This is a genomic window from Bradyrhizobium sp. 956_D2_N1_4, assembly GCF_052076025.1.
GTDB classification, from domain to species: domain Bacteria; phylum Pseudomonadota; class Alphaproteobacteria; order Rhizobiales; family Xanthobacteraceae; genus Bradyrhizobium; species Bradyrhizobium barranii.
On record NZ_CP197237.1, the window covers coordinates 8306175 to 8326821 of the forward strand.

Annotated in this window: 21 protein-coding genes; 15 read left to right on the plus strand and 6 right to left on the minus strand. The window is 65.7% G+C overall.

Going from position 1 to position 20647, the window contains the following annotated elements; translation table 11 throughout:
• Window positions 1–52: 52 nt before the first annotated feature.
• The 8 genes from AB7535_RS39115 (at window position 53) to AB7535_RS39150 (ending at window position 8767) form a co-directional block, all read left to right on the plus strand.
• Window positions 53–1096 (plus strand): LacI family DNA-binding transcriptional regulator, encoded by a 1044-nt coding sequence (locus AB7535_RS39115; RefSeq protein ID WP_085399628.1) that lies wholly within the window; start codon window positions 53–55, stop codon window positions 1094–1096.
• Between the two features lie 83 nt (window positions 1097–1179).
• On the plus strand, window positions 1180–2637 hold the full coding sequence (gene xylB, locus AB7535_RS39120; protein ID WP_085399629.1) for a xylulokinase: 1458 nt from the start codon (window positions 1180–1182) through the stop codon (window positions 2635–2637).
• Window positions 2634–3956 carry a xylose isomerase gene (gene xylA, locus AB7535_RS39125; protein WP_354077428.1) on the plus strand — a complete coding sequence of 441 codons (1323 nt, stop codon included), beginning with the start codon at window positions 2634–2636 and terminating at the stop codon, window positions 3954–3956. The genes xylB and xylA overlap by 4 nt, the downstream gene beginning before the upstream one ends.
• 12 nt (window positions 3957–3968) lie before the next feature.
• Window positions 3969–4727 carry an ATP-binding cassette domain-containing protein gene (locus AB7535_RS39130; RefSeq protein ID WP_085399631.1) on the plus strand — a complete coding sequence of 253 codons (759 nt, stop codon included), beginning with the start codon at window positions 3969–3971 and terminating at the stop codon, window positions 4725–4727.
• Window positions 4727–5809 carry an ABC transporter permease gene (locus AB7535_RS39135; RefSeq protein ID WP_085399632.1) on the plus strand — a complete coding sequence of 361 codons (1083 nt, stop codon included), beginning with the start codon at window positions 4727–4729 and terminating at the stop codon, window positions 5807–5809. The genes AB7535_RS39130 and AB7535_RS39135 overlap by 1 nt, the downstream gene beginning before the upstream one ends.
• Window positions 5810–5903: 94 nt before the next feature.
• On the plus strand, window positions 5904–6836 hold the full coding sequence (locus AB7535_RS39140; protein ID WP_063985925.1) for a sugar-binding protein: 933 nt from the start codon (window positions 5904–5906) through the stop codon (window positions 6834–6836).
• A 106-nt stretch (window positions 6837–6942) separates the two neighbouring features.
• A complete protein-coding gene (locus AB7535_RS39145) occupies window positions 6943–7920 on the plus strand; it encodes an aldo/keto reductase (protein ID WP_085399639.1) in 978 nt (325 codons plus the stop codon).
• Window positions 7921–7924: 4 nt separating this feature from the next.
• Entirely contained in the window at window positions 7925–8767 is an 843-nt protein-coding gene (locus AB7535_RS39150; protein ID WP_085399633.1) for an amidohydrolase family protein, read from the plus strand.
• Window positions 8768–8968: 201 nt separating this feature from the next.
• On the opposite strand, the gene AB7535_RS39155 is transcribed toward AB7535_RS39150, so the two are convergent.
• From AB7535_RS39155 to AB7535_RS39170, 4 genes are all read right to left on the minus strand, one after another.
• The gene (locus AB7535_RS39155; protein ID WP_063979860.1) at window positions 8969–9334 is read right to left on the minus strand and encodes a nuclear transport factor 2 family protein; all 366 of its coding nucleotides are present in this window, start codon (window positions 9332–9334) and stop codon (window positions 8969–8971) included.
• Window positions 9335–9488: 154 nt separating this feature from the next.
• Complete coding sequence (locus tag AB7535_RS39160) at window positions 9489–9839, minus strand: RidA family protein (RefSeq protein ID WP_014491332.1); 351 nt, start codon at window positions 9837–9839, stop codon at window positions 9489–9491.
• A gap of 117 nt (window positions 9840–9956) precedes the next feature.
• A complete protein-coding gene (locus tag AB7535_RS39165) occupies window positions 9957–10874 on the minus strand; it encodes an alpha/beta hydrolase family esterase (RefSeq protein WP_439037601.1) in 918 nt (305 codons plus the stop codon).
• 3 nt (window positions 10875–10877) lie between these two features.
• On the minus strand, window positions 10878–12536 hold the full coding sequence (locus AB7535_RS39170; protein WP_085399634.1) for an FAD-binding dehydrogenase: 1659 nt from the start codon (window positions 12534–12536) through the stop codon (window positions 10878–10880).
• Window positions 12537–12786: 250 nt separating this feature from the next.
• Between AB7535_RS39170 and AB7535_RS39175 the strand changes: the two genes are divergently transcribed.
• The 5 genes from AB7535_RS39175 (at window position 12787) to AB7535_RS39195 (ending at window position 17238) form a co-directional block, all read left to right on the plus strand.
• Complete coding sequence (locus AB7535_RS39175) at window positions 12787–13308, plus strand: hypothetical protein (RefSeq protein ID WP_085399635.1); 522 nt, start codon at window positions 12787–12789, stop codon at window positions 13306–13308.
• Window positions 13309–13428: 120 nt separating this feature from the next.
• The gene (locus tag AB7535_RS39180; protein ID WP_028160269.1) at window positions 13429–13623 is read left to right on the plus strand and encodes a hypothetical protein; all 195 of its coding nucleotides are present in this window, start codon (window positions 13429–13431) and stop codon (window positions 13621–13623) included.
• A 24-nt stretch (window positions 13624–13647) separates the two neighbouring features.
• Window positions 13648–14238: an SCO family protein gene (locus AB7535_RS39185; RefSeq protein WP_439037602.1), complete on the plus strand. Its 591-nt coding sequence runs from the start codon at window positions 13648–13650 to the stop codon at window positions 14236–14238.
• 255 nt (window positions 14239–14493) lie between these two features.
• The gene (locus AB7535_RS39190) at window positions 14494–15435 is read left to right on the plus strand and encodes a transporter substrate-binding domain-containing protein (protein WP_085398353.1); all 942 of its coding nucleotides are present in this window, start codon (window positions 14494–14496) and stop codon (window positions 15433–15435) included.
• A 159-nt stretch (window positions 15436–15594) separates the two neighbouring features.
• On the plus strand, window positions 15595–17238 hold the full coding sequence (locus AB7535_RS39195) for a lysine--tRNA ligase (RefSeq protein ID WP_085398354.1): 1644 nt from the start codon (window positions 15595–15597) through the stop codon (window positions 17236–17238).
• 58 nt (window positions 17239–17296) lie between these two features.
• On the opposite strand, the gene AB7535_RS39200 is transcribed toward AB7535_RS39195, so the two are convergent.
• Complete coding sequence (locus AB7535_RS39200) at window positions 17297–18049, minus strand: carbonic anhydrase (RefSeq protein WP_085398359.1); 753 nt, start codon at window positions 18047–18049, stop codon at window positions 17297–17299.
• A 125-nt stretch (window positions 18050–18174) separates the two neighbouring features.
• A complete protein-coding gene (locus AB7535_RS39205) occupies window positions 18175–18828 on the minus strand; it encodes a S24 family peptidase (RefSeq protein WP_085398355.1) in 654 nt (217 codons plus the stop codon).
• Window positions 18829–19121: 293 nt separating this feature from the next.
• Here AB7535_RS39205 and AB7535_RS39210 point away from each other — a divergent pair, with 293 nt between their 5' ends.
• Together AB7535_RS39210 and AB7535_RS39215 are read left to right on the plus strand one after the other, a co-directional pair.
• Window positions 19122–19466: a DUF952 domain-containing protein gene (locus AB7535_RS39210; protein ID WP_071909157.1), complete on the plus strand. Its 345-nt coding sequence runs from the start codon at window positions 19122–19124 to the stop codon at window positions 19464–19466.
• Window positions 19463–20560, plus strand: coding sequence for a quinone-dependent dihydroorotate dehydrogenase (locus AB7535_RS39215; RefSeq protein ID WP_063979852.1), 1098 nt, complete (start codon window positions 19463–19465; stop codon window positions 20558–20560). The genes AB7535_RS39210 and AB7535_RS39215 overlap by 4 nt, the downstream gene beginning before the upstream one ends.
• Window positions 20561–20647: the final 87 nt, after the last annotated feature.

Below are 20647 nucleotides of genomic sequence, written 5' to 3' on the forward strand. Positions count from 1 at the left end.
CTGCGCCTCAAAATGAGTTGCGTACCTCAAAACACCTCGATAACCTTCAGCCATGGCCGATACTCTCACCGCGACCGCGCTGACGCTGAAGGACATCGCCCGCGAGGCGGGTGTCAGCCTTGCGACGGTCGACCGCGTCCTGCACAACCGCCCGGGCGTGCGGCCCGATACGGTCCGGCGCGTCAAGGCGGCGATCGAGCGCAACGCCTTCCAGCCGCACGTCGCCGCCGCCGAGCTCGCCCGCAGCCGTGCCCGCCGCTTTGCCTTCGTGATGCCGGCGGGGCCGAACCCCTTCATGCAGCAGATCGAGGCCTATCTCGGCGAGATGTCGGCCTGGCTCTCAGCCCGCCGCCTCGGCGTCGAGGTGGTCACCACGGATGTGTTCGACCCGTCCGTGCTCGCGGCCTCGCTGGAGGCGCTGTCCGGCGATTACGACGGCGTCGCCGTGGTGGCGCTGGACCATCCGGGGGTCCGCGCCGCGATCAACGATCTCGTCGACGCGGGGACCAGGGTCGTGACGCTGGTCTCGGACGTGCCGTCCTCGCGTCGCCACCATTATGTCGGCATCGACAACATCGCGGCGGGGCGCACCGCCGGCGCGCTGGTCGGTCGGCTGGTTGGCCAACGGTCCGGCAAGGTCGCGATCGTCGCGGGCTCGCAGGGCCTGCGCGACCATTCCGAACGCATCTTCGGCTTCAGCCAGGTGATGGCGTCGGAATTCCCCGATCTCAGCGTGCTGCCGGTGCTGGAAGGGCGCGACGAAGACGGCCGTTCGGAACAGGTTCTGGCGCAGCTGCTCGGCAGGCATGCTGACATTGTCGGCCTTTATAACGTCGGCGCCGGCACGCAAGGCGTCGCCAAAGCGTTGAGCGATGCCGGCCGCGGCAAGCAGGTGGTGTTCGTCGGACACGACGTCACCGCACTGACGCGCCGGCTGCTGTTGCAGGGCGTGATGGATGCCGCGATCTCGCAGAACCCCGGGCATGAAGCGCGCGCCGCCGTGCGCGTGCTGCTCGCGCTTGCGCGCGGCGAGCCGATCTTGCGCGAACAGGAGAAGATCAGGATCGACATCGTGATGCGGGACAATTTGCCCTAGGGGCAGGCGGATTTTCAGAACGGTCCGTTGTGGAAAGGGCGACTCTGAGATCGCGCACCGCAACAGGCGAAAGGGAGGATAGCGTGTATCTCGGTATCGACATCGGCACATCCGGTGTGAAAGCGGTGCTCGTGAGCGAAACCGGCGCGATTGTCGCGACGGCCGCGCGCGAGCTTGCGCTGTCGCATCCCGCGCCGCTGTGGTCCGAGCAGGATCCCGACGCCTGGGTCGACGCGGCGGTTGGCGCCGTCGACGATCTCGCCGCCCGCCATCCGCGCGAGGTCGCGCAGGTGCGCGGCATCGGGCTGTCCGGCCAGATGCATGGTGCGACGCTGCTGGACGAGGATGGACGGCCGCTGCGCCCCGCTATTCTGTGGAACGACGGCCGCTCGCACGCCGAATGCGTCGCGCTCGGGCGGCGCTGCCCGTCGCTGCACACGATCGCGGGCAATCTGGCGATGCCCGGCTTCACCGCGCCAAAGCTGCTCTGGGTCGCGCGGCACGAGCCGCAGATCTTCGAGCGCGTGGCAAAGGTGCTGCTGCCGAAGGCCTATGTGCGTTATCGTCTCACCGGCGAGATGGTCGAGGACATGTCCGACGCCGCCGGCACGCTGTGGCTCGATGTCGGTCTGCGCCGCTGGTCGGCGCTGCTGCTGCATGCCGTCGGGCTCGATCTCCACCACATGCCCCGCCTCGTCGAGGGCAGCGAGGTCAGTGCAGTGCTCGCGCCGGAATTCGCGCGGCGCTGGGGCACGGCGAATGATGTCGTGATCGCCGGCGGTGCCGGCGACAATGCCGCGAGCGCCATCGGGCTCGGCGCGATCGCGCCGGGCGATGCATTCCTGTCGCTCGGCACATCCGGCGTGGTGTTCCGCGTCACCGACCGGTTTGCACCGGCACCGGCTTCGGCCGTGCATGCGTTCTGCCATGCGCTGCCCGGCCTCTGGCATCAGATGGGCGTAATGCTGTCGGCCGCGGCTTCGCTGGCCTGGCTCGCGGGCGTGATGGAGACGCCGGCCGCCGCGCTCCTGGCGCCGCTCGGCGAGCGTGTCGACGGACCGAGCTCCATAAAATTCCTGCCCTATCTCGATGGCGAGCGCACGCCGCACAACGATGCCGCCGCCAGCGGCGCCTTCGTCGGCCTGCGCGGTGCGAGCGGGCGCAGCCAGATCGTGCAGGCCGTGCTGGAAGGCGTCGCCTTCGCCGCGCGCGACAACCTCGCGGCGCTGAGCGCGGCCAGCGGGCCAATCGCGGAGGTCGATCTCGTCGGCGGCGGCTCGCGCTCGCCGCTGTGGGCGCAAATCTGCGCCGATGTGCTCGGCATTCCCGTCCACCGCGTCGAGGAAGGCGAGGTCGGGGCCGCGCTCGGCGCCGCACGGCTCGGCCGGCTCGCCGCCACCGGCGAAGATCCCGCGGAAGTGTGCAAGCGCCCGCGGCGGCTCGCGAGCTTTGCGCCCCGCGCATCCGTCACTGCGGCCTATGACGACGCCTATCGGCGATGGCGCGAACTTTATCCTGCGTTGAAGGAGAGTCTTAAGTGAACGCACCAGCAAAATTCTTCGATGCAAGCGCCCCTGTCGCCTTCGGCGGCAAGGATGCGGGAAACACGCCCGCCTTCCGCTGGTACGACAAGGACCGGCTCGTGCATGGCCGCAGGCTCGAGGATCATCTGCGCTTTGCGGTCTGCTACTGGCATTCGTTCTGCTGGCCGGGCGGCGATCCCTTCGGCGGCGAGACCTTTCTGCGCCCCTGGCATCAAGGTGCTGATGCGATGGCGCAGGCACGCGCCAAGGCCGATGTCGCCTTCGAGCTGTTCCGCCTGCTGGACGTGCCCTTCTTCACCTTCCACGACGTCGATGCGGCGCCGGAAGGCACTTCGCTCAGCGAGTCCGTCGCCAATCTCAACGCGGTCGCCGATCTGTTCGAAGCGAAGATGGCCTCCGCAAAAGTCCGCTTGCTCTGGGGCACGGCCAATTTGTTCACGCATCGCCGCTACATGGCGGGTGCCGCGACCAATCCGGACCCCGAAATCTTCACCTATGCCGCCGGCCAGGTCCGCGCCGCGCTGGAGGTGACGCACCGGCTCGGCGGCCAGAACTACGTGCTGTGGGGCGGCCGCGAGGGCTACGAGACACTGCTCAACACCGATCTCAAGCGCGAGCTCGACCAGCTCGGCCGCTTCATCTCGCTGGTCGTCGAGCACAAGCACAAGATCGGCTTCAAGGGCCCGATCCTGATCGAGCCGAAGCCGAAGGAGCCGACCAAGCATCAATATGATTTCGACGTCGCCACCTGCTATGGCTTCCTGGAACGCTACGATCTCCTGAACGACGTCAAGCTCAACATCGAGCAGAACCACGCCATCCTTGCCGGCCACTCCTTCCATCACGAGGTCGCGCTCGCCGAGGCGCTCGGAATCTTCGGCTCGCTCGACGTCAATCGTGGCGACGATCTGCTCGGCTGGGACACCGACCAGTTCGCGATGAACGTGCCGGAGCTGGCTCTGGTGTTCCACGAGATCCTGAATCGCGGCGGCTTCACCTCGGGCGGGCTCAATTTCGACGCCAAGATCAGACGGCAGTCGATCGACCCCGACGATCTGATCCATGCCCATGTCGGCTCGATGGATGCCTGCGCGCGCGCGTTCCTCGCCGCCGCTGACATGCTCGATGCCGGCGCCCTCACCGCACCGCTCGCGCAGCGCTACGAGGGATGGGCGGGGCCCGAGGGCCGGGCCATTCTCGGCGGCCAGCGCTCGCTCGCCGAACTTGCCGACCGTGCGCTCAGCCCCGGCTTCGATCCGCAGCCGCGCTCGGGGCGGCAGGAATATCTGGAATCCCTGGTCAACCGCTACGTCTGAGGAACGCCGTCGATGACAAAGGCTGAAGCGACACCGGTCCTCGAGCTGACCGGCATCGGCAAGGAGTTCGGCGCAATCCGCGCTCTGCACGGCGTCGACCTGCAGGTCCAGCCGGGCGAGGTCGTCGGCCTGATGGGCGACAACGGCGCGGGCAAGTCCACGCTGGTCAAGATCATCGCCGGCAATTTCCGTCCCAGCCATGGCGAGATCCGCTTTGTTGGCAACGCGGTCCATTTCAACCGGCCCATCGATGCCCGCGCCGTTGGCATCGAGGTCGTCTACCAGGACCTCGCGCTCGCCGACAATCTGACGGCTGCTGCCAACGTCTTCCTCGGCCGCGAGCTGAAGCGCAGGTTCGGCCCGCTCGCACTGCTCGACCACAAGGCGATGGCGGCGCGTGCGCTGGAGCTGTTCGGCGAATTGCGCTCGGAGACGCGCCCCGACGATCTCGTCAAGCAGATGTCTGGCGGCCAGCGCCAGGCGGTTGCGATCGCGCGGACGCGGCTGTCCAACGCGCGGCTGGTCATGATGGACGAGCCGACCGCCGCGATCTCGGTACGCCAGGTCGAGCAGGTGCTCGGCCTGATCCACCGGCTGAAGGAGCAGGGCGTCGCCGTCATGCTGATCTCGCACCGTATGCCCGATGTGTTCGCGGTGTGCGACCGCGTGATCGTCATGCGTCGCGGCGAGAAGCGGGCCGACAAGCCGATCCACCAGACGTCGCCCGAGGAAGTCACCGCCCTGATCACTGGCGCGAAGGAGGCGGCGTGATGGCCATGCCCTTGGAATCTCCGATCAGCTTCACCAATGTCGGCCGGATCAGATGGTGGCAGCGCGGCATCTTCGCCTCCCAGACCGGCTATGTCCTGCTCGCGCTGGCGATGCTGCTGGTGGTGATGCATTTCGCCAGCCCCTATTTCTTCACCGAAGGCAACATGCAGAACGTGGCGAAGAATTTCTCCTTCATCGCCATCGCCACCCTCGGTGTCACCTTCGTGATCATCACCGGCGGCATCGATCTGTCGGTCGGTTCGATGATGTGCTTCTCGGCCATGATCACCTCCATGGTCATGACCGAGTTGTCGGCGCCCGGCTCGCCCGCGGGCTCGCTGTTTGTGCATATGGCCGCTGACGGCAAGACCGTGCTGGCCAACGTGCCGGGTCTGATCCTGCTGATCTCGATCCTCGCGGGGCTCGGCGTCGCGCTGATCGCGGGCCTCGTCAACGGCTTCTGTATCGCCGTGCTCGGCCTGTCGCCCTTCGTCACCACGCTCGGCATGCTCTCGATCGTGCGTGGGCTCGGCTACGTCGTCTCCAACGGCCGCGGCAGTTTTCCTGGCGGGCCGGACGCTGATTACTTCTACGCGCTCACCTCGGGCGATGTGCTCGGCGTGCCGGTGCCCTTCATCTACCTCGTGGTCCTCGCGCTGGCGATGGCCGTGGTCCTGCACCACAGTTCGTTCGGCCGCCACGTGTTCGCGCTCGGGGGCAACGAGAAGGCCGCCGAACTCACGGGCATACCGGTCGTGCGGGTGAAGATCGAGGTCTATGTGATCTGCGCGCTTGCCGCAGGGCTGCAAGGCATCATCATCTCCGGCTGGCTCGGATCGGCGCCCGCCAACATGGCGACGTCCTACGAGCTCAACGTGATCGCGGCGGCCGTCATCGGCGGTGCCAATCTCGCCGGCGGCATCGGCGGTCCGTTGGGGGCCATCGTCGGCTGCGTGCTGCTGGAAGTGATCCGCAACGGCCTCGTGCTGGCACAGGTCAGCTCCTACTGGCAGCAGACGCTGGTCGGCGTGATCATCATCCTGGCCGTGCTGGTCGACCGCATCCGCTCGCGGATGATCTGAAATGACGTCGTTCCGGGAGGGCAACGAAAATGTCGCCTGTCCGCTCCCCGGACGATCTTGAGAGGACGGGCGCCAAATAAGGGTGGAGGAAACAATGAGGAAACTTCTTCTTGCCGGCATCGCGGTCGCGATGATGGCGACGCCGGCGTTCGCCGCGAACTACCGTTTCGTGATCGTGCCCAAGGCGATGAACAATCCGTTCTTCGACTTCGCGCGCGACGGCTGCCTGAAGCGTGCCAAGGAGCTTGGCAACATCGAGTGCATCTACAAGGGGCCGGTGGAGCATGAGCCGGCGACGCAGGCGCAGATCATCCAGGACTTCGTCACCCAGAAGGTCGACGGCCTCGCCATCTCGGTCGCCGACGTTGCGGCCATGACCAAGTCGATCGAGGCGGCGACCGCGGCCGGCATCCCCGTCATCACCTTCGATGCCGATGCGCCTGGCTCCAAGCGGATCGCCTATATCGGCACCAACAACAAGGAGTTCGGCGTCGCGCTCGGCAAGGAGCTCTTGAAGCTGCGGCCCGACGGCGGCAAATACGCGATGGTCTCGGGCGGTCCGGGCGCCAAGAATCTCGCCGAGCGCGTCGACGGCGTCCGCGAGGCGCTGAAGGGCTCGAAATGGACCGAGGTCGCGGGCTCGCCGACCTTCTGCAACGACGATCCGGCGCTGGCGGTCCAGCAGATGACGGATATGCGCACCGCAACGCCCGACCTCGCCTCGATCGTTCCCATCGGCGGCTGGCCGATGTTCGCCCCCGAAGGCTTCAAGGCCTTCGCCTCCAGGAACAAGAAAGACATCGACTCCGGCAAGTTCACGCTGGTCGTCGCCGATACGCTGAAGATGCAGCTCGAACTGCTGCGCGACGGTTACGCCAATGCGCTGGTCGGCCAGCGTCCGTTCGAGATGGGCGAGAAGGCGATGGATACGCTGCTCGCCATCAAGAAGGGCGAGAAGGTGCCGGAGATCGTCTATACCGGCCTCGATCTCGTGACCAAGGATAACGTTGCGCAGATGTTGAAGTAGGAGCGTCGCCAGCCCCGTGCTCCTGCGAGCCTCTCCCGCTTGCGGTTTCCGCAAGCGGGAGAGATGATTGGACGGTTGGAAGGAAGACTTTTGGAAGGCAATGGGAATGAAACGGTCGCGGCTCGGCTCCCTCGACGTCACCTCAATCGGTCTCGGTTCGGCCCCGCTCGGCGGATTGTTCACCGCCGTCAGCGATACCGATGCGTTCGCCACGATCGAGCGCGCCTGGTCGGCCGGCATCCGCTTCTACGATACCGCGCCGCTCTACGGCTTTGGCCTCGCCGAACGGCGGATCGGCGCTTTCCTGCGGCAGCAGCCGCGCGACTCCTACGTCATCTCGACCAAGGTCGGTCGTCTGCTGCGCGCGCCTGATGGCGCGGCCGCCGAGGACGCGCACTACAAGGGTACGTCGCGCGAGCGGCCGGTGTTCGACTTCTCCCATGACGGCGTGATGCGTTCGGTGGAGGAGAGCCTGACGCGCCTTGGGCTCGACCGCATCGATGTCCTGCTCGTGCATGACCCCGACGATCACTATGACGACGCCGTGGCCGGCGCCTTCCGCGCGCTCCAGCGCCTGCGCGCCGACGGCACGGTCAAGGCGATCGGTGCCGGCATGAACCAGTCGGAAATGTTGGTCCGTTTTGCCCAGGCCGTTGCGGTCGACTGCTTCCTGCTCGCCGGCCGCTACACGCTGCTCGACCAGGGCGCGCTGGATGCGCTATTTCCGGTCTGCCGCGAGAAGAACATCGGCATCCTGCTCGGCGGCATCTACAACAGCGGCATTCTGGCCAATCCGCATCCCGGCGCGAAGTTCAACTATCAGGACGCCGACGCGGCGCTGATCGCGCGTGCGCTCGAGCTCGACGAGCTCTGCCGCAAGCACGGGACCGAGCTGAAGGCCGCCGCGCTCCAGTTCTGCATGGCCCATCCGGCGGTCACAATTGCCGTGCTGGGCGCGCGCAACGCCGCGGAAGTTTCCGACAACATCGCGATGTCGGAGAAGGCGGTGCCACAAGCCTTCTGGCAGGAGCTGCGTGCGCGCAAACTCGTCGACGCACGCGCGCCGTTGCCGGGCGGAGCGTGAGGGCATGATCATCGACGGCCATCAGCATTTCTGGGATCCGACGCGCGCCGACTATCCCTGGATGGACGCGCCGGAATTGGCCTCGATCCGCCGCGCCTTCGGCCCCGCCGATCTCGCGCCGCTGTTGAAAGCAAACGGCATCGACGCGAGCATATTGGTGCAGTGCCGCTCCGCGCTGGAGGAGACCGAGGAATTCTTGCGGATCGCGCATGCGACGCCCTCGGTGATTGGCGTCGTCGGCTGGGCTGATCTGACGGACGGTGCGCTTGGCGACACGCTCGACCGCTTGCGCGCTTCGCCCGACGGCGACAAGCTGGTCGGCATTCGTCACCAGGTGCATGACGAGGCCGATTCGGACTGGTTGTTGCGCGAGGACGTTCAACGCGGCCTCACCGCAACGTTCGCCCGCGATCTCGCCTACGATTTTCTCGTCCGCACCCGCGAACTGCCCGCCGCGATCGCAACCGCGCAGGCCTTTCCGCAAGCGCGTTTCGTGCTCGACCACGCCGCAAAACCGCCGATCGCCGACGGCGGCAGCGCCGAATGGGCCGATCGCATCAAAGCTCTCGCGGCCTGCGGTAATGTCTGGTGCAAGATTTCGGGCCTGGCGACGGAAGCGGTGTGGAGTGACTGGGATGCGGAGCGGCTGTTTCCGTTCGTCGAACATGCCGCAACATGTTTTGGCGAGGATCGCCTGATCTTCGGCTCGGACTGGCCGGTGTGTCTGCTTGCCGGGAGTTATGGCGAGATCAAGGGGGCGCTGGAGGCGAGTTTGACGAGGCTCGGGCCGCAGGTTCGCGAGAAGGCGTTTGGTGTGAATGCGAAGGCTGCGTATCGGTTGGCTTGATTGCAGTCGATGCGCGCTTCTTTCTTCCTTCTCCCCTTGTGGGAGAAGGTGGCGCGAAGCGCCGGATGAGGGGTATGCCTCCGCGAACTCAACTCTCAAGATTCTCGCGCGGAGAGATACCCCTCACCCCAGTGAGCCTGCGTCTACGAGCGGAGATGCCCTCTCCCGCAAGGGGAGAGGGCACAGCAACGGGCAGTGTCGTCACGCGCCCGCGGGCACCTGGTCCAGAAATCCCGTGATGCTCCTGATGCGGCCGTCCTTCAGCACGGCGAAATCCGTCCCCTTGATCGGGCTGTCGACACCGTCGGGACCAAGGCCCCACGAAAAGCGGACATGCTCGCCGTAGCCGTTGGGCTCGCCGATCAGCGTGAACTTGAAGTCGGGAAAGCGCTGCTGCACGCCCGCGATCAGCGCGTCGATGCCGTCCCGGCCGTCGCCCTTCATCAGGGGATCGACATAGCTCGCATCCGCCGTCCAGTTCTCGCTGAGCAGTTCGCGACGGCGGCCTGCGGTGCGCTCGTTCCAGAGCTCGATGTAGCGGCGGGCGATGGTGACGGGGTCGGTCATGGTGTTCTCCTTCGATGGCGCCGTGTTCGGCTGTCTCGACTATCGAAGGTTCGCACGCGCAGATCGATTACCTCGGAGGTCATGCGCACGCAGAAAAGAAGCGCGATGATGCTCTCATCGCGCTTCGGACGTTCGCAACAATTTCAGCGCGAATTTACTTCGCCGCGGTGACCATGATCTCGACGGTGTACTGAGCCGCCGCGAGCTTGGCTTCGACAGTGGCGCGAGCCGGGGTGTTGCCGGGCGAGACCCAGGCGTCCCACACCGCGTTCATCTCGGCAAAGGTCTTCATGTCGGTGATGTAGATCGTGGCCGAGAGCAGCTTCGACTTGTCGGTGCCGGCCTTGGCGAGATGGCTGTCGATCGTCGCCAGGATGTCCTGGGTCTGCTTCGTGACGCTTTCACCGGCGGCCTTGTTGGCGACGACGCCGGCGAGATAGACGGTGTTGCCGTGCACGACGACCTGGCTCATGCGCGGGCCGGTTTCGAAACGCTGAATGCTCATTGGGGGATCTCCTGGTGGGAATGGCGGCCCTGTCTAACCCAGCGCCCCCAGCTCTGCCACCCCAGGCACGCATGCGTTGCCGGGCACGCATGCGTTGCCCGCTGATGCAAGCGTCGTTCACGGAAACTGACTGAAAAACGACCAGATCGTCTCGGCGCCGTCGATGTCGCGGTTCTGCGGCCCGAGCAGGCTGGTTGCAACCTTCGGGAAGCGGGCATCCGGAGCGAAGCCGGGCATGCGGTGGCCGCCATGGTTGATGCGATAGAGCACGACGTCGTGCCCTTTGGGACAGCGTGAGGAGATCCGTGTGACCGTAGACTGATCCGCGGGCGCCTTCTCGGGCAAATCGGTCACCTCGGCGTCGTCGGTCTCGCAACCATTGAGCTTGCGCCAGAAAGCCAGCGTCTCTTCGGTGGACCAGAACCCCTCTGCGGCATAATAGCTCGATCCCCGTCCTCCCTCGTAGGGGACCAGCGGGTCGGCCGTGCCGTTGATGAGCAGCATCGGCAACGGCCGCGATGGATGGCAGGTGACTGCGGCCTCATCCGTGAGATTCATGATCACGCTCGCGCCCGCCGCAAACAGATCGGCGCGCGCGCAAACCAGCGTCATCGCCATGGCGCCGCCATTGGAGATGCCGGCGACATAGACCCGCTTCGGGTCCGCCGTGCCGTTCGTCACCAGCGTCTCGACCAGCTTTGCGATGAAGGCGACGTCGTCGGTGCCCTCGGGCGGGCCACGCAGCGCCGGTCCAGCCTTCGTCCGCGCATCGGCCCAGGCATGGTTGAGGCCATCAGGAAAGACCACGGCAAAACCCTCGCGCTTCGCGACCTGCGGCCACGCCGTTCGCGCGACCATGTCAGCGCCGCGCTGGGTCTTGCCGTGCAGCACGACCACGAGCGGCACCAGCCGCTTCGCCGGCAGTTGCGCGGTGTAGGATCGCTTCACGCCGTTGACGTCGATCGTATCGGCGGATGCGGCCGAGGCTGCGGCCAATGCCGCAAGAAGCGCCCCGATCTGCATCCACCTCCGCATGATCTAGCCCACGGCCTTCGCCGCGGCGCGGCCGGCATTGCGGCCCGAGAACAGGCAGCCGCCGAGGAAGGTGCCTTCCAGCGAGCGATAGCCGTGCACGCCGCCGCCGCCGAAGCCTGCGGCTTCGCCGACCGCATAGAGGCCGGGAATGACGCTACCCTCGCTGCCGAACACGCGCGAGTCGAGATCGGTCTCGAAACCGCCCAACGTCTTGCGGGTGAGGATGTTGAGCTTGACCGCGATCAGCGGCCCCTGCGCGGGATCGAGGATGCGGTGCGGAGAGGCGGTGCGGATCAGCTTGTCGCCGATATAGCGCCGCGCATTGTGGATGTTCATCACCTGCGCATCCTTGACGTAGGGATTGGCGATCTCGCGGTCGCGCGCCTCGATTTGCATCCTGACGTGCTCGAGCTTGAGGAGGTCGCTGTCGGCGAGCTTGTTCATGGCCGCGACGAGATCCTCGATCTTGTCGCGTACGATGAAGTCGACACCATGGCTTTTGAATGCCTCCACCGGCGCCGGCGCGCCCTTGTTGGTGGCGCGGCGCAGGGTCATCCGCCAGCTCTTGGCTGTCAGATCGGGATTCTGCTCTGAGCCCGACAGCGCAAATTCCTTCTTGATGATGCTCTGGGTCAGGATGAACCAGGAATAATCATAGCCGGTGGACATGATGTACTGGAGCTGGCCGAGCGTGTCGGAGCCGGGAAACAACGGCGCCGGCAGCCGCGTGCCTGTTGCGTCGAACCACATCGAGGACGGGCCGGGCAGGATGCGGATGCCGTGGCGCGGCCAGATTGGATTCCAGTTCTGGATGCCTTCGACATAATGCCACATGCGGTCGCGGTTGATCAGCCGCGCGCCCGATTTCTCGGTGATGCCGATCATGCGGCCGTCGACATGCTCCGGCACGCCGGAGATCATGAACTTCGGCGGCTCGCCAAGCCGCTTCGGCCAGTTCTGCCGCACCAGCTCATGATTGCCGCCGATGCCGCCGGACGCCACGATCACGGCCTGCGCCTTCAGCGCGAACTCGCCGACCACGTTGCGCGACGAGCTCCTGCCACGCTCGACATTGTCAGGGGCGAGCACGGCGCCGCTGATGCCGTCCACCGTGCCATTGGTGATGGAGAGCGCATCGACGCGATGGCGGAACCTGAAAGTCAGCCGGCCGCTCTTCATGGCCTCGCGCGCGCGGCGCTCGAACGGCTCGACGATGCCGGGGCCGGTTCCCCAGGTGACGTGGAAGCGCGGCACCGAATTGCCGTGGCCCATCGCGTCATAGCCGCCGCGCTCGGCCCAGCCGACCACCGGGAAGATGCGATGCCCCATCGCGCGCAGCCAATCGCGTTTCTCGCCCGCCGCAAACGCCACATAGGCCTCGGCCCACTGGCGCGGCCAGAAATCCTCGTCGCGGTCGAAGCCGGCGGTGCCGATCCAGTCCTGCATGGCAAGGTCGAAGGAGTCCTTGATGCCGAGCCGGCGCTGCTCCGGCGAATTGACCAGGAACAAGCCGCCGAACGACCAGAATGCCTGGCCGCCGATCGACTGCTCGCCCTCCTGGTCGACCACGATCACGCGCTTGCCCGCGTCGGCAATCTCGGTTGCGGCCACCAGTCCCGATAGTCCCGCACCGACGACGATGACGTCTGTCTCTTCAGCCATAGGTTCCCCCCTGTAGTTACCCGGGATTGAAGCCAGCGGTTGCAGCTGAGATCAAGGGTGTGGCGCATAAGGCATCGTTAACTTGTTCCGCTTTGGGATTAGGGCCGTCCGACTGCAGCGCGGGCGCAACACTGGATTTGAATTTGTTTTGAGCCAGCCGGCGTGCCTAGACAAAACCACGGTTAGGACGGACGCTAGCAACGCATCACCACCTGACACGCAGATTCGAATTCGACTGGGGCGGGGGACAATGAAGTTTCTGACGGGGTTGCTCGCGGCGGTTCTCCTGATCGCGGGCATGGGGGCTTCTCACGCAGTGGTTCGGATTGCGGATGACCGCGGTGGCCGGATCGGAACCTACGTCGACAGGTACCAGGATCTGCGCCAGTCAGGCGACACCGTCATCATCGACGGCCTCTGTGCCTCGGCCTGCACCATCGTCCTCGGCGCCATTCCGCGCGACCGCATCTGTGTGACCTCGCACGCGACCCTCGGCTTCCACGCCGCCTGGGATTTTGGCGCCAACGGCCGTGCGGTGACCAACTCCGAAGCGACCCAGATGCTCTATGCGATGTATCCCTCGCAGGTGAAGCGCTGGATCAACCAGCGCGGCGGCCTCACCCCGCACATGCTCTTCCTGAGGGGCAAGCAGCTCCAGGCCATGTACAAGCCCTGCTACCTCGACGCGCAGGCCTCGACCAACCGACCCCTGCGCCGGGCTCTCCCGCAAGCGGAAGAGCTGGAGTCCGCTCGGGGCCAGCTGCTTCGCTGACGTCATCGGCGCGATCTGACTCCGGGAAGTATTCCTTGGAACACCCGCGGCGCTTGCCCGGGCCCGGGCCAACACCTATTTGAATGGCAGGGAACCGGGGCCTTCGCCCCGATCGTTGTCATGGCTCAACCACTGCACCCGGCCCAACCGCTACAGGACAATTCGCCCACTGCCGGCCGGCTGCCGTTCGTGCTGCTGTTGGCTGGCGCGGGGATCGGCGGTCTGGTCGTGCTCGGCGCGCTGGCGCTCTGGTTCCACTACGGCAGCCAGGTATTCTTCGAAATGATCAGGACCGGCTTTGCCGCCTGCTTCTGACCTGCGACAGGAAGTTTTCCGCTCATGAGCTCCACTGTCCGTCCGCTGGTGATCGCGACCGCCTTCGCTGCAAGCCTCGTCGTCGGACTGCTGATCGTGTTCTGGGCGATGGGCGGGGTCAGCAAGGTGGCGCAGCCCGCCGCGATCGGCGGCCCGTTCCAGCTCACCGACCAGCACGGCAAGGCCGTCACCGACAAGAACCTGAAGGGCAAGCCGACCCTGATCTTCTTCGGCTATACTCATTGCCCCGACGTCTGCCCGACCTCGTTGTTCGAGATCTCGGAGGTGCTGCGCGCGATGGGCAAGGATGCCGACAAGGTCAATGCCGTCTTCATCTCGGTCGATCCCGAGCGCGATACGCCGGCGACGATGAAGGACTATCTGTCGAGCTTCGACCCGCACCTCGAAGGGCTCAGCGGCGACCCCGCCGAGACCGCCAAGGTGATCACCTCCTACCGGGTCTATGCCAAGAAGGTCCCGACCAAGGACGGTGACTACACCATGGACCACACCGCGCTGATCTACCTGATGGACCGCGACGGGCGGTTCGTATCGCCGTTCAACATGAAGCGGACGCCGGAAGAGGCCGCGGCCGATTTGAAGCGGTATCTCTGAGGGCCCTTTCGGGCGCAGTCCTCTCCACATCGTCATGGCCGGGCTTGTCCCGGCCATCCACGTTCTTCGGGGGGTGCTAATGTTCGTGGATGCCCGGGCCTTCGCCTCGCCGGATGGGCTTCGGCCCCGCAGGCGGGACAAGCCCGGGCATGACGGCTGAGAGACCTTTACCCATCCCGCAATCGGCGCTCGCGTTCCCGGCGGGATGGTCTATAACGCCTTCCGATCCCAACGAAATTCGTTCATTTCCCGCCGATGGCCCCGTCGCGACAGGCAAAATCGTCCAAAACCGTGCGCCGCGTCCTGACCGGGCTGGTCGCCTGCGCATGTCTGCTCGTAGGCCTGCCCGCCGCAAAGGCGCAGGCCCCGGCCCCGGCCAAGCAGCCTCCGGCAGCGCCCCAGGCCACGCCGCAGGTCGCGCCTCAGGCGGCCCCGCAGGCTGTGCCCGGCTTCTGGGACCCGCGGCGGCGGCCGGAGCGGCCCGACCTGTCGCGCCTGACCGTGATCCGCTTCCTGACCGAGACCGACTATCCGCCGTTCAACTACACCGGCGCCGACGGCAATCCGGCCGGCTTCAACGTCGATCTCGCCCGCGCGCTGTGCGAGGAGATCAAGGTCACCTGCACGGTGCAGATGCGCCGCTTCGAGACCCTGGTCGACGCGCTCTCCTCCAACCGGGGCGATGCCATCATCGCCTCGATGGCGGTGAGTCCGCAGCTCCGCGTCCGCGTTGATTTCACCGATCCCTATTACCGCGTGCCGGCGCGCTTCGCCTCGCGCAAGGACGCAGTGATGCCGGAGATCCGGCCCGAATATCTCGAAGGCAAGAAAGTCGGCGTCATCGCCGGCTCCGCGCACGAAGCGTACCTCAAGGCGATGTTCACCGACGCCGAGCTGCACCCCTATCCCAACGACGATGCGATGCGCGCGGCGTTGCGCAAGGGCGAGGTCGATTTCATCTTCGGCGACGCCATCTCGCTGGCGTTCTGGATCAACGGCACGGATTCCGGCGATTGCTGCGCCTTCTCCGGCGGCCCCTTTGTCGAGAGCCGTTTCTTCGGCGAGGGCATCGGCATCGCCGTCCGCAAGGGCAACGACGTGCTGCGCCAGGCCCTGAACTGGGCCCTGTTCCGCGTCTGGGAGAAAGGCCGCTACACCGATCTGTGGCTGCGGTATTTTTCGGTGAGCCCGTTTTAGTGCCGTAGGGTGGGCAAAGGCGCGCTAGCGCCGTGCCCACCGTCTTTGGCAGTGGTGGGCACGCTTCGCTTTGCCCACCCTACGATTCCACGATAAAGGCGCTGCTACTTTTGCATTCTGCCCGGAAATCGCTATTTTCCGCGGCCCGGAGGCCCCTGAATGTCTGTCATCGATCTTGCCGCGAACCCGAGCGATCTGCGTGCGCTCGCCGAACAATCCAACGCCTGGCCGTTCGAGCAGGCGAAGGCCATTGTCGCGCGGCTGAAGAAAAGCCCGAAGGACGAGGTGCTGTTCGAGACCGGTTACGGCCCGTCCGGCCTGCCGCATATCGGCACGTTCGGTGAGGTCGCGCGCACCTCGATGGTGCGCCATGCCTTTCGCGTGCTCACCGAGGACAAGATCAAGACGCGCCTGCTGGCGTTCTCCGACGACATGGACGGGTTTCGGAAAGTGCCCGACAACGTCCCCAACAAGGAGATGCTGGCCGCGCATCTCGGCAAGCCGCTGACGCGGGTGCCGGATCCGTTCTCCAACGAGTACCCGTCGTTCGGGCACCACAACAACGCGCGCCTGCGCGCCTTCCTCGATCATTTCGGCTTCGACTACGAGTTCGCGAGCTCGACCGACTATTATACGTCCGGCCGCTTCGACGCGACGTTGCTGAAGATGTTAGCTGCCTACGACAAGGTGATGGCGATCATCCTGCCGACGCTCGGCCCCGATCGCCGCGCCACCTATTCGCCGTTCCTGCCGATCAGTAAGACCACCGGTGTCGTGCTCCAGGTGCCGATGATCCGGCGCGACGTCGCGGCCGGTACCGTGACCTATGTCGATCCGGACACGAACCAGGAAGTCGAGACGCCGGTGACGGGCGGCAACGTCAAGTGCCAGTGGAAGGCCGACTGGGCGATGCGCTGGGTCGCGCTCGGCGTCGACTACGAGATGGCCGGCAAGGACCTGATCGACTCCGTGAAGTTGTCCGGTGCGATCGCCAAGGCGCTCGGCGCCACGCCGCCCGAAGGTTTCAACTACGAGCTCTTCCTCGACGAGAAGGGCCAGAAGATCTCGAAGTCGAAGGGCAACGGCCTGACCATCGACGAATGGCTGCGCTATGCGTCGCCGGAATCGCTGTCGCTGTTCATGTATCGCGAGCCGAAGGCGGCCAAGCGGCTGTATTTCGATGTCATCCCGCGCAACGTCGACGACTACCAGCAGTTCATCGACGGCTTTGCGAAGCAGGATGGCAAGCAGCAGCTCGGCAATCCGGTCTGGCACGTCCACAACGGCCATCCGCCGAAGGGCGACATGCCCGTCACGTTCCAGCTCCTCTTGACGCTGGTGTCGTCGTCGAATGCGGAGAATGCCGAGACGCTGTGGGGCTTCATCGGTCGCTATCGTCCCGGCGTGAGCCCGCAAACGCATCCGAAGCTCGATGCGATGGTCGGCTATGCCATCAACTATTATCGTGACTTCGTGGCGCCGACGAAGCAGTTCCGCGAGCCGACCGAGGTTGAGCGCGCCGCGTTGCAGGATCTGCGCGATGCGCTGTCGCAGCTTCCGCAGGAATCCTCGGCCGAGGACATCCAGAACGTCGTCTACGAGATCGGCCGCCGCGAGCCGTTCCTCGACCAGGTCAAGAAGGGCAAGGACGGCCGTCCGGGCGTGACGCTCGACTGGTTCAACATGCTCTACCAGGTGCTGCTCGGCCAGGAGAAGGGCCCGCGCTTCGGCTCCTTCGTTGCGGTCTACGGCGTGCAGAACGCGGTGAACATGATCGACGGCGCGCTGGCGCGAAGTGCGTAATAGATGCCGTAGCCCGGATGTCGCTACGCTCATCCGGGCTACAGATTTGAAGCGCGCCTCAGATCGAGCGCAGCACGAAGCGCCGGTTGTCCTTCTGCACCGGGCGCGCGTTCATCGGATAGAGCTTTGCGAACGCAGCGACGTCGGGGGCTGACACCTGGATCGGGTCGGTCAGCAGCAGCCATTCGACGACCTCCGAACAGGGCGGGGTCGTCAGCGAGCCGGAGTAGCGGAAATAGCTCAGCCTGTGCGGCAGCATGGCGTGGGGATCGATCGCTGCATCGGCCTTCACCGCGGGGCCTTCCGCCGCCGGCATGGTCTTGACGATCTTGCCGAAGGCCGTGTTCGGCTTGCCTTCCGCCATCAGCACGCCGACCACGGCGAGCCCGCCGGCATCGTTGCGATGCACGAAGTGCGCTTCCATCGGAAAGTTCTTGCCGCCGATCATGTGCTCGCTCGGCCGGTGGAAGTGCACCTGGAGCAGCTTGTATTTGATATCGCCGAGCGTGAGCGTGCTGCCTTCGGCGAAGTTGAGCTGGATCGTGTGCCCGTTGTTGACGATGGTGTCGGCGCTCTTGCCCCAGTTCAGCTTCAGAACAGGCAATTGCGACTTGATCGTCCCCTCGATGTCGATCGGCGATTGCTGCAAGCCGACCGCGCAGGCCTTGTTCGCCGCGTCGATATCGCCCCATTTGGCCGGGCCGCCGGCGCCCTCGTAGCTCCAATGCGTGCCTTCGGCGGCAAAGGCCGGCTTGCACAGCGGACAGAGTGCGAGACCCGCCAGGGCCTTCAATGCGTGACGGCGATTCATCATATCCCCCTGCGATGAATTTGATCGGCAAAATCGGCCGCAACCTATGCGAGAGGGATGGTGAGTCGCAAGGTCGCCGGGGCGAGAAGCGGCGCGGCCGGCGTCATGGTGCGGTCACGACGCAATCACTGGCTCGCCCACACGATTCGCGCGATCCAGCCGACGTCGCTCGGCGCCATCGTATGCTCGGCCTGCGATGCATCGAGCGGCTGCAATTCCAGTGCCTTTGCCGTGCGGCGCTTCAGCGTCGCGACCGTCACGTCGCCCGCCTTGGTCTTCACCACCACTCGATCGCCTCTGCGGATCGGCGCGCGGGGCGAGATCAGGATGACGTCGCCGTCGCGATAGGCCGGGGCAAGCGCATCGCCGGAAATCTCCAGCGCAAAGGCGCGACTGTCCTCGGCGGTGGGAAGCGCAAGTTCGGTCCAGCCCTTGCCGGATGGAAAGCCGGACTCGTCGAAAGCTCCGCTCGCGCCGGCTAGCGCGAGGCCGAGCAGCGGCACCGATCGGCCGTCGCTGGCGTCGTCACCGGTCAACCCGGCAAAGGTGTCCATCGAGGAGCCGGCCGCCGCCAGCGCTTTCGCGATCGATTCGGTGGATGGCCAGCGCTCGCGCCCGTCGGGGGTGACACGCTTGGACTTGTTGAAGGTGGTGGGATCGAGCCCGGCCCGCTTGGCGAGGCCGGACGGCGACAGGCCGGCACGCTCCGCCAGCCGATCCAGCGCTCCCCAGATCTGGTCGTGAGTCAGTATCCTCTGCGCTTTGGCCTGTCTGACCATGGAAGGTCCAGCCCGTCGCAACTCAGGAAAACTGTCCTCAAATCAACCGGTTTTCCGTTTTTCGCGCAAGGGGTGGCGGGAGAAGCATTTTCAAGCGAAGCGGATACCGGTTCGCGTCAAGAAAACGCGTCAAAACAAGAATTTAAAGCCCCGTTCCGATTTCATCGGAACGGAAATGGCTCTAAGCCTTGAGTTCGGAGGGGGCGGCCATTACGGTCGCGCCCGGGTTTTGAGGACCCGCACGAGACGAAAAAACCCAAAAGACTCAAAGAGCAAACAGGGCTGCGTGAGCGGTGGTCAAGATCTACAAAATCTGTCCGGCCTCGGCCTGGCGCGAGGCGGAACGGCAGGGCGTCTACCGGGGCAGCGCGGACGATTCGCGCGACGGTTTCATCCATTTTTCGACCGCGCCCCAGGTTCCCGAGACCTTGCGCAAGCACTATTTCGGGCAGCGCGCGCTGTTCCTGGTCGAGGTCGACGGCGACGCGCTCGGCAGCGCATTGCGCTGGGAGCGCTCGCGCAATGAGGAGCTGTTTCCGCACCTCTATGGCGAGCTCGATCTCGGCGCGGTGCTGTCGGTGATGAACCTCAACATGCGCTCCGATGGCGGCCACGACGTTCCGGAGCTTATCCCGTGATCCGCGCTTTCGACGCCTTTTCGCTGCCGGTGCTGCGCTGGCTCGATCCGGAGGATGCGCATCGCCTCGCGATCCAGGGCCTGCGCTTCCTGCCGCCGGTCAAGCCGCGGCCTGACGATCCCAAGCTCGCCGTGCGCGCCTTCGGGCTCAACTTCCCCAATCCGATCGGCATGGCCGCGGGCTTCGACAAGAGCGCCGAGGTGCCGGATGCGCTGCTGCGGCTCGGCTTCGGCTTCGTCGAGATCGGTTCGGTGACGCCGAAGCCGCAAAGCGGCAATCCGCGGCCGCGGCTGTTTCGCCTGGAGCGCGACGAGGCCGTGATCAACCGCATGGGCTTCAACAATGACGGCGCTGAAGTCGCGCTGCGTAGGCTCGCGGCGCGTGCGCAGCACGGCGGCATCGTCGGGGTCAATGTCGGCGCCAACAAGGATTCGCCGGATCGCGTCGGCGATTACGTCAAGCTGATCGAGACTTTTGCGCCGGTCGCGAGCTATTTCACCGTCAACGTCTCCTCGCCGAACACGCCGGGCCTGCGCAATTTGCAGGAAGGCGCGCTGCTGGACGATCTCCTCGCCAGGGTGATCGACGCGCGCGAGCGGGTGCGCCAGAAGGCCGGCGACACGCCGGTGCTGCTCAAGATCGCGCCTGATTTGAGCCTCGCCCAGCTCGACGACGTCGTGCAGGTGGCGCGCTCGCGCCGGGTCGACGGCATGATCGTGGCGAACACGACGATCGCGCGGCCGAGCACGCTGCGCGAGGAAATGCGCGCCAAGGAGCAGGGTGGTCTGTCCGGCCGGCCGCTGTTCCGCCTGTCGACGCGCATGGTCGCGGAGACCTATGTGCGCGTCGAGGGCGCCTTCCCCTTGATCGGCGTCGGCGGCGTGGATTCCGGCGGCGCCGCGCTGACGAAGATCCGCGCCGGCGCGAGCCTGATCCAGCTCTATTCGTCGCTGGTCTACAAGGGCCTCGGCCTCGTCGACGAGATCAAACGCGATCTCACCTCGACGCTGCTGCGGACAGGGCGGGATTCGCTGTCCGAAATCGTCGGCGCCGACGCGGCGACACTCACGGCGGAAGACTGGCCGGGGATGTAGCCACCGTCCAGTAGCCCGGATGGAGCGCAGCGCAATCCGGGAATCTTTCCGCGAGCACGAAGACCCCGGATTTCGCTGCGCTCCATC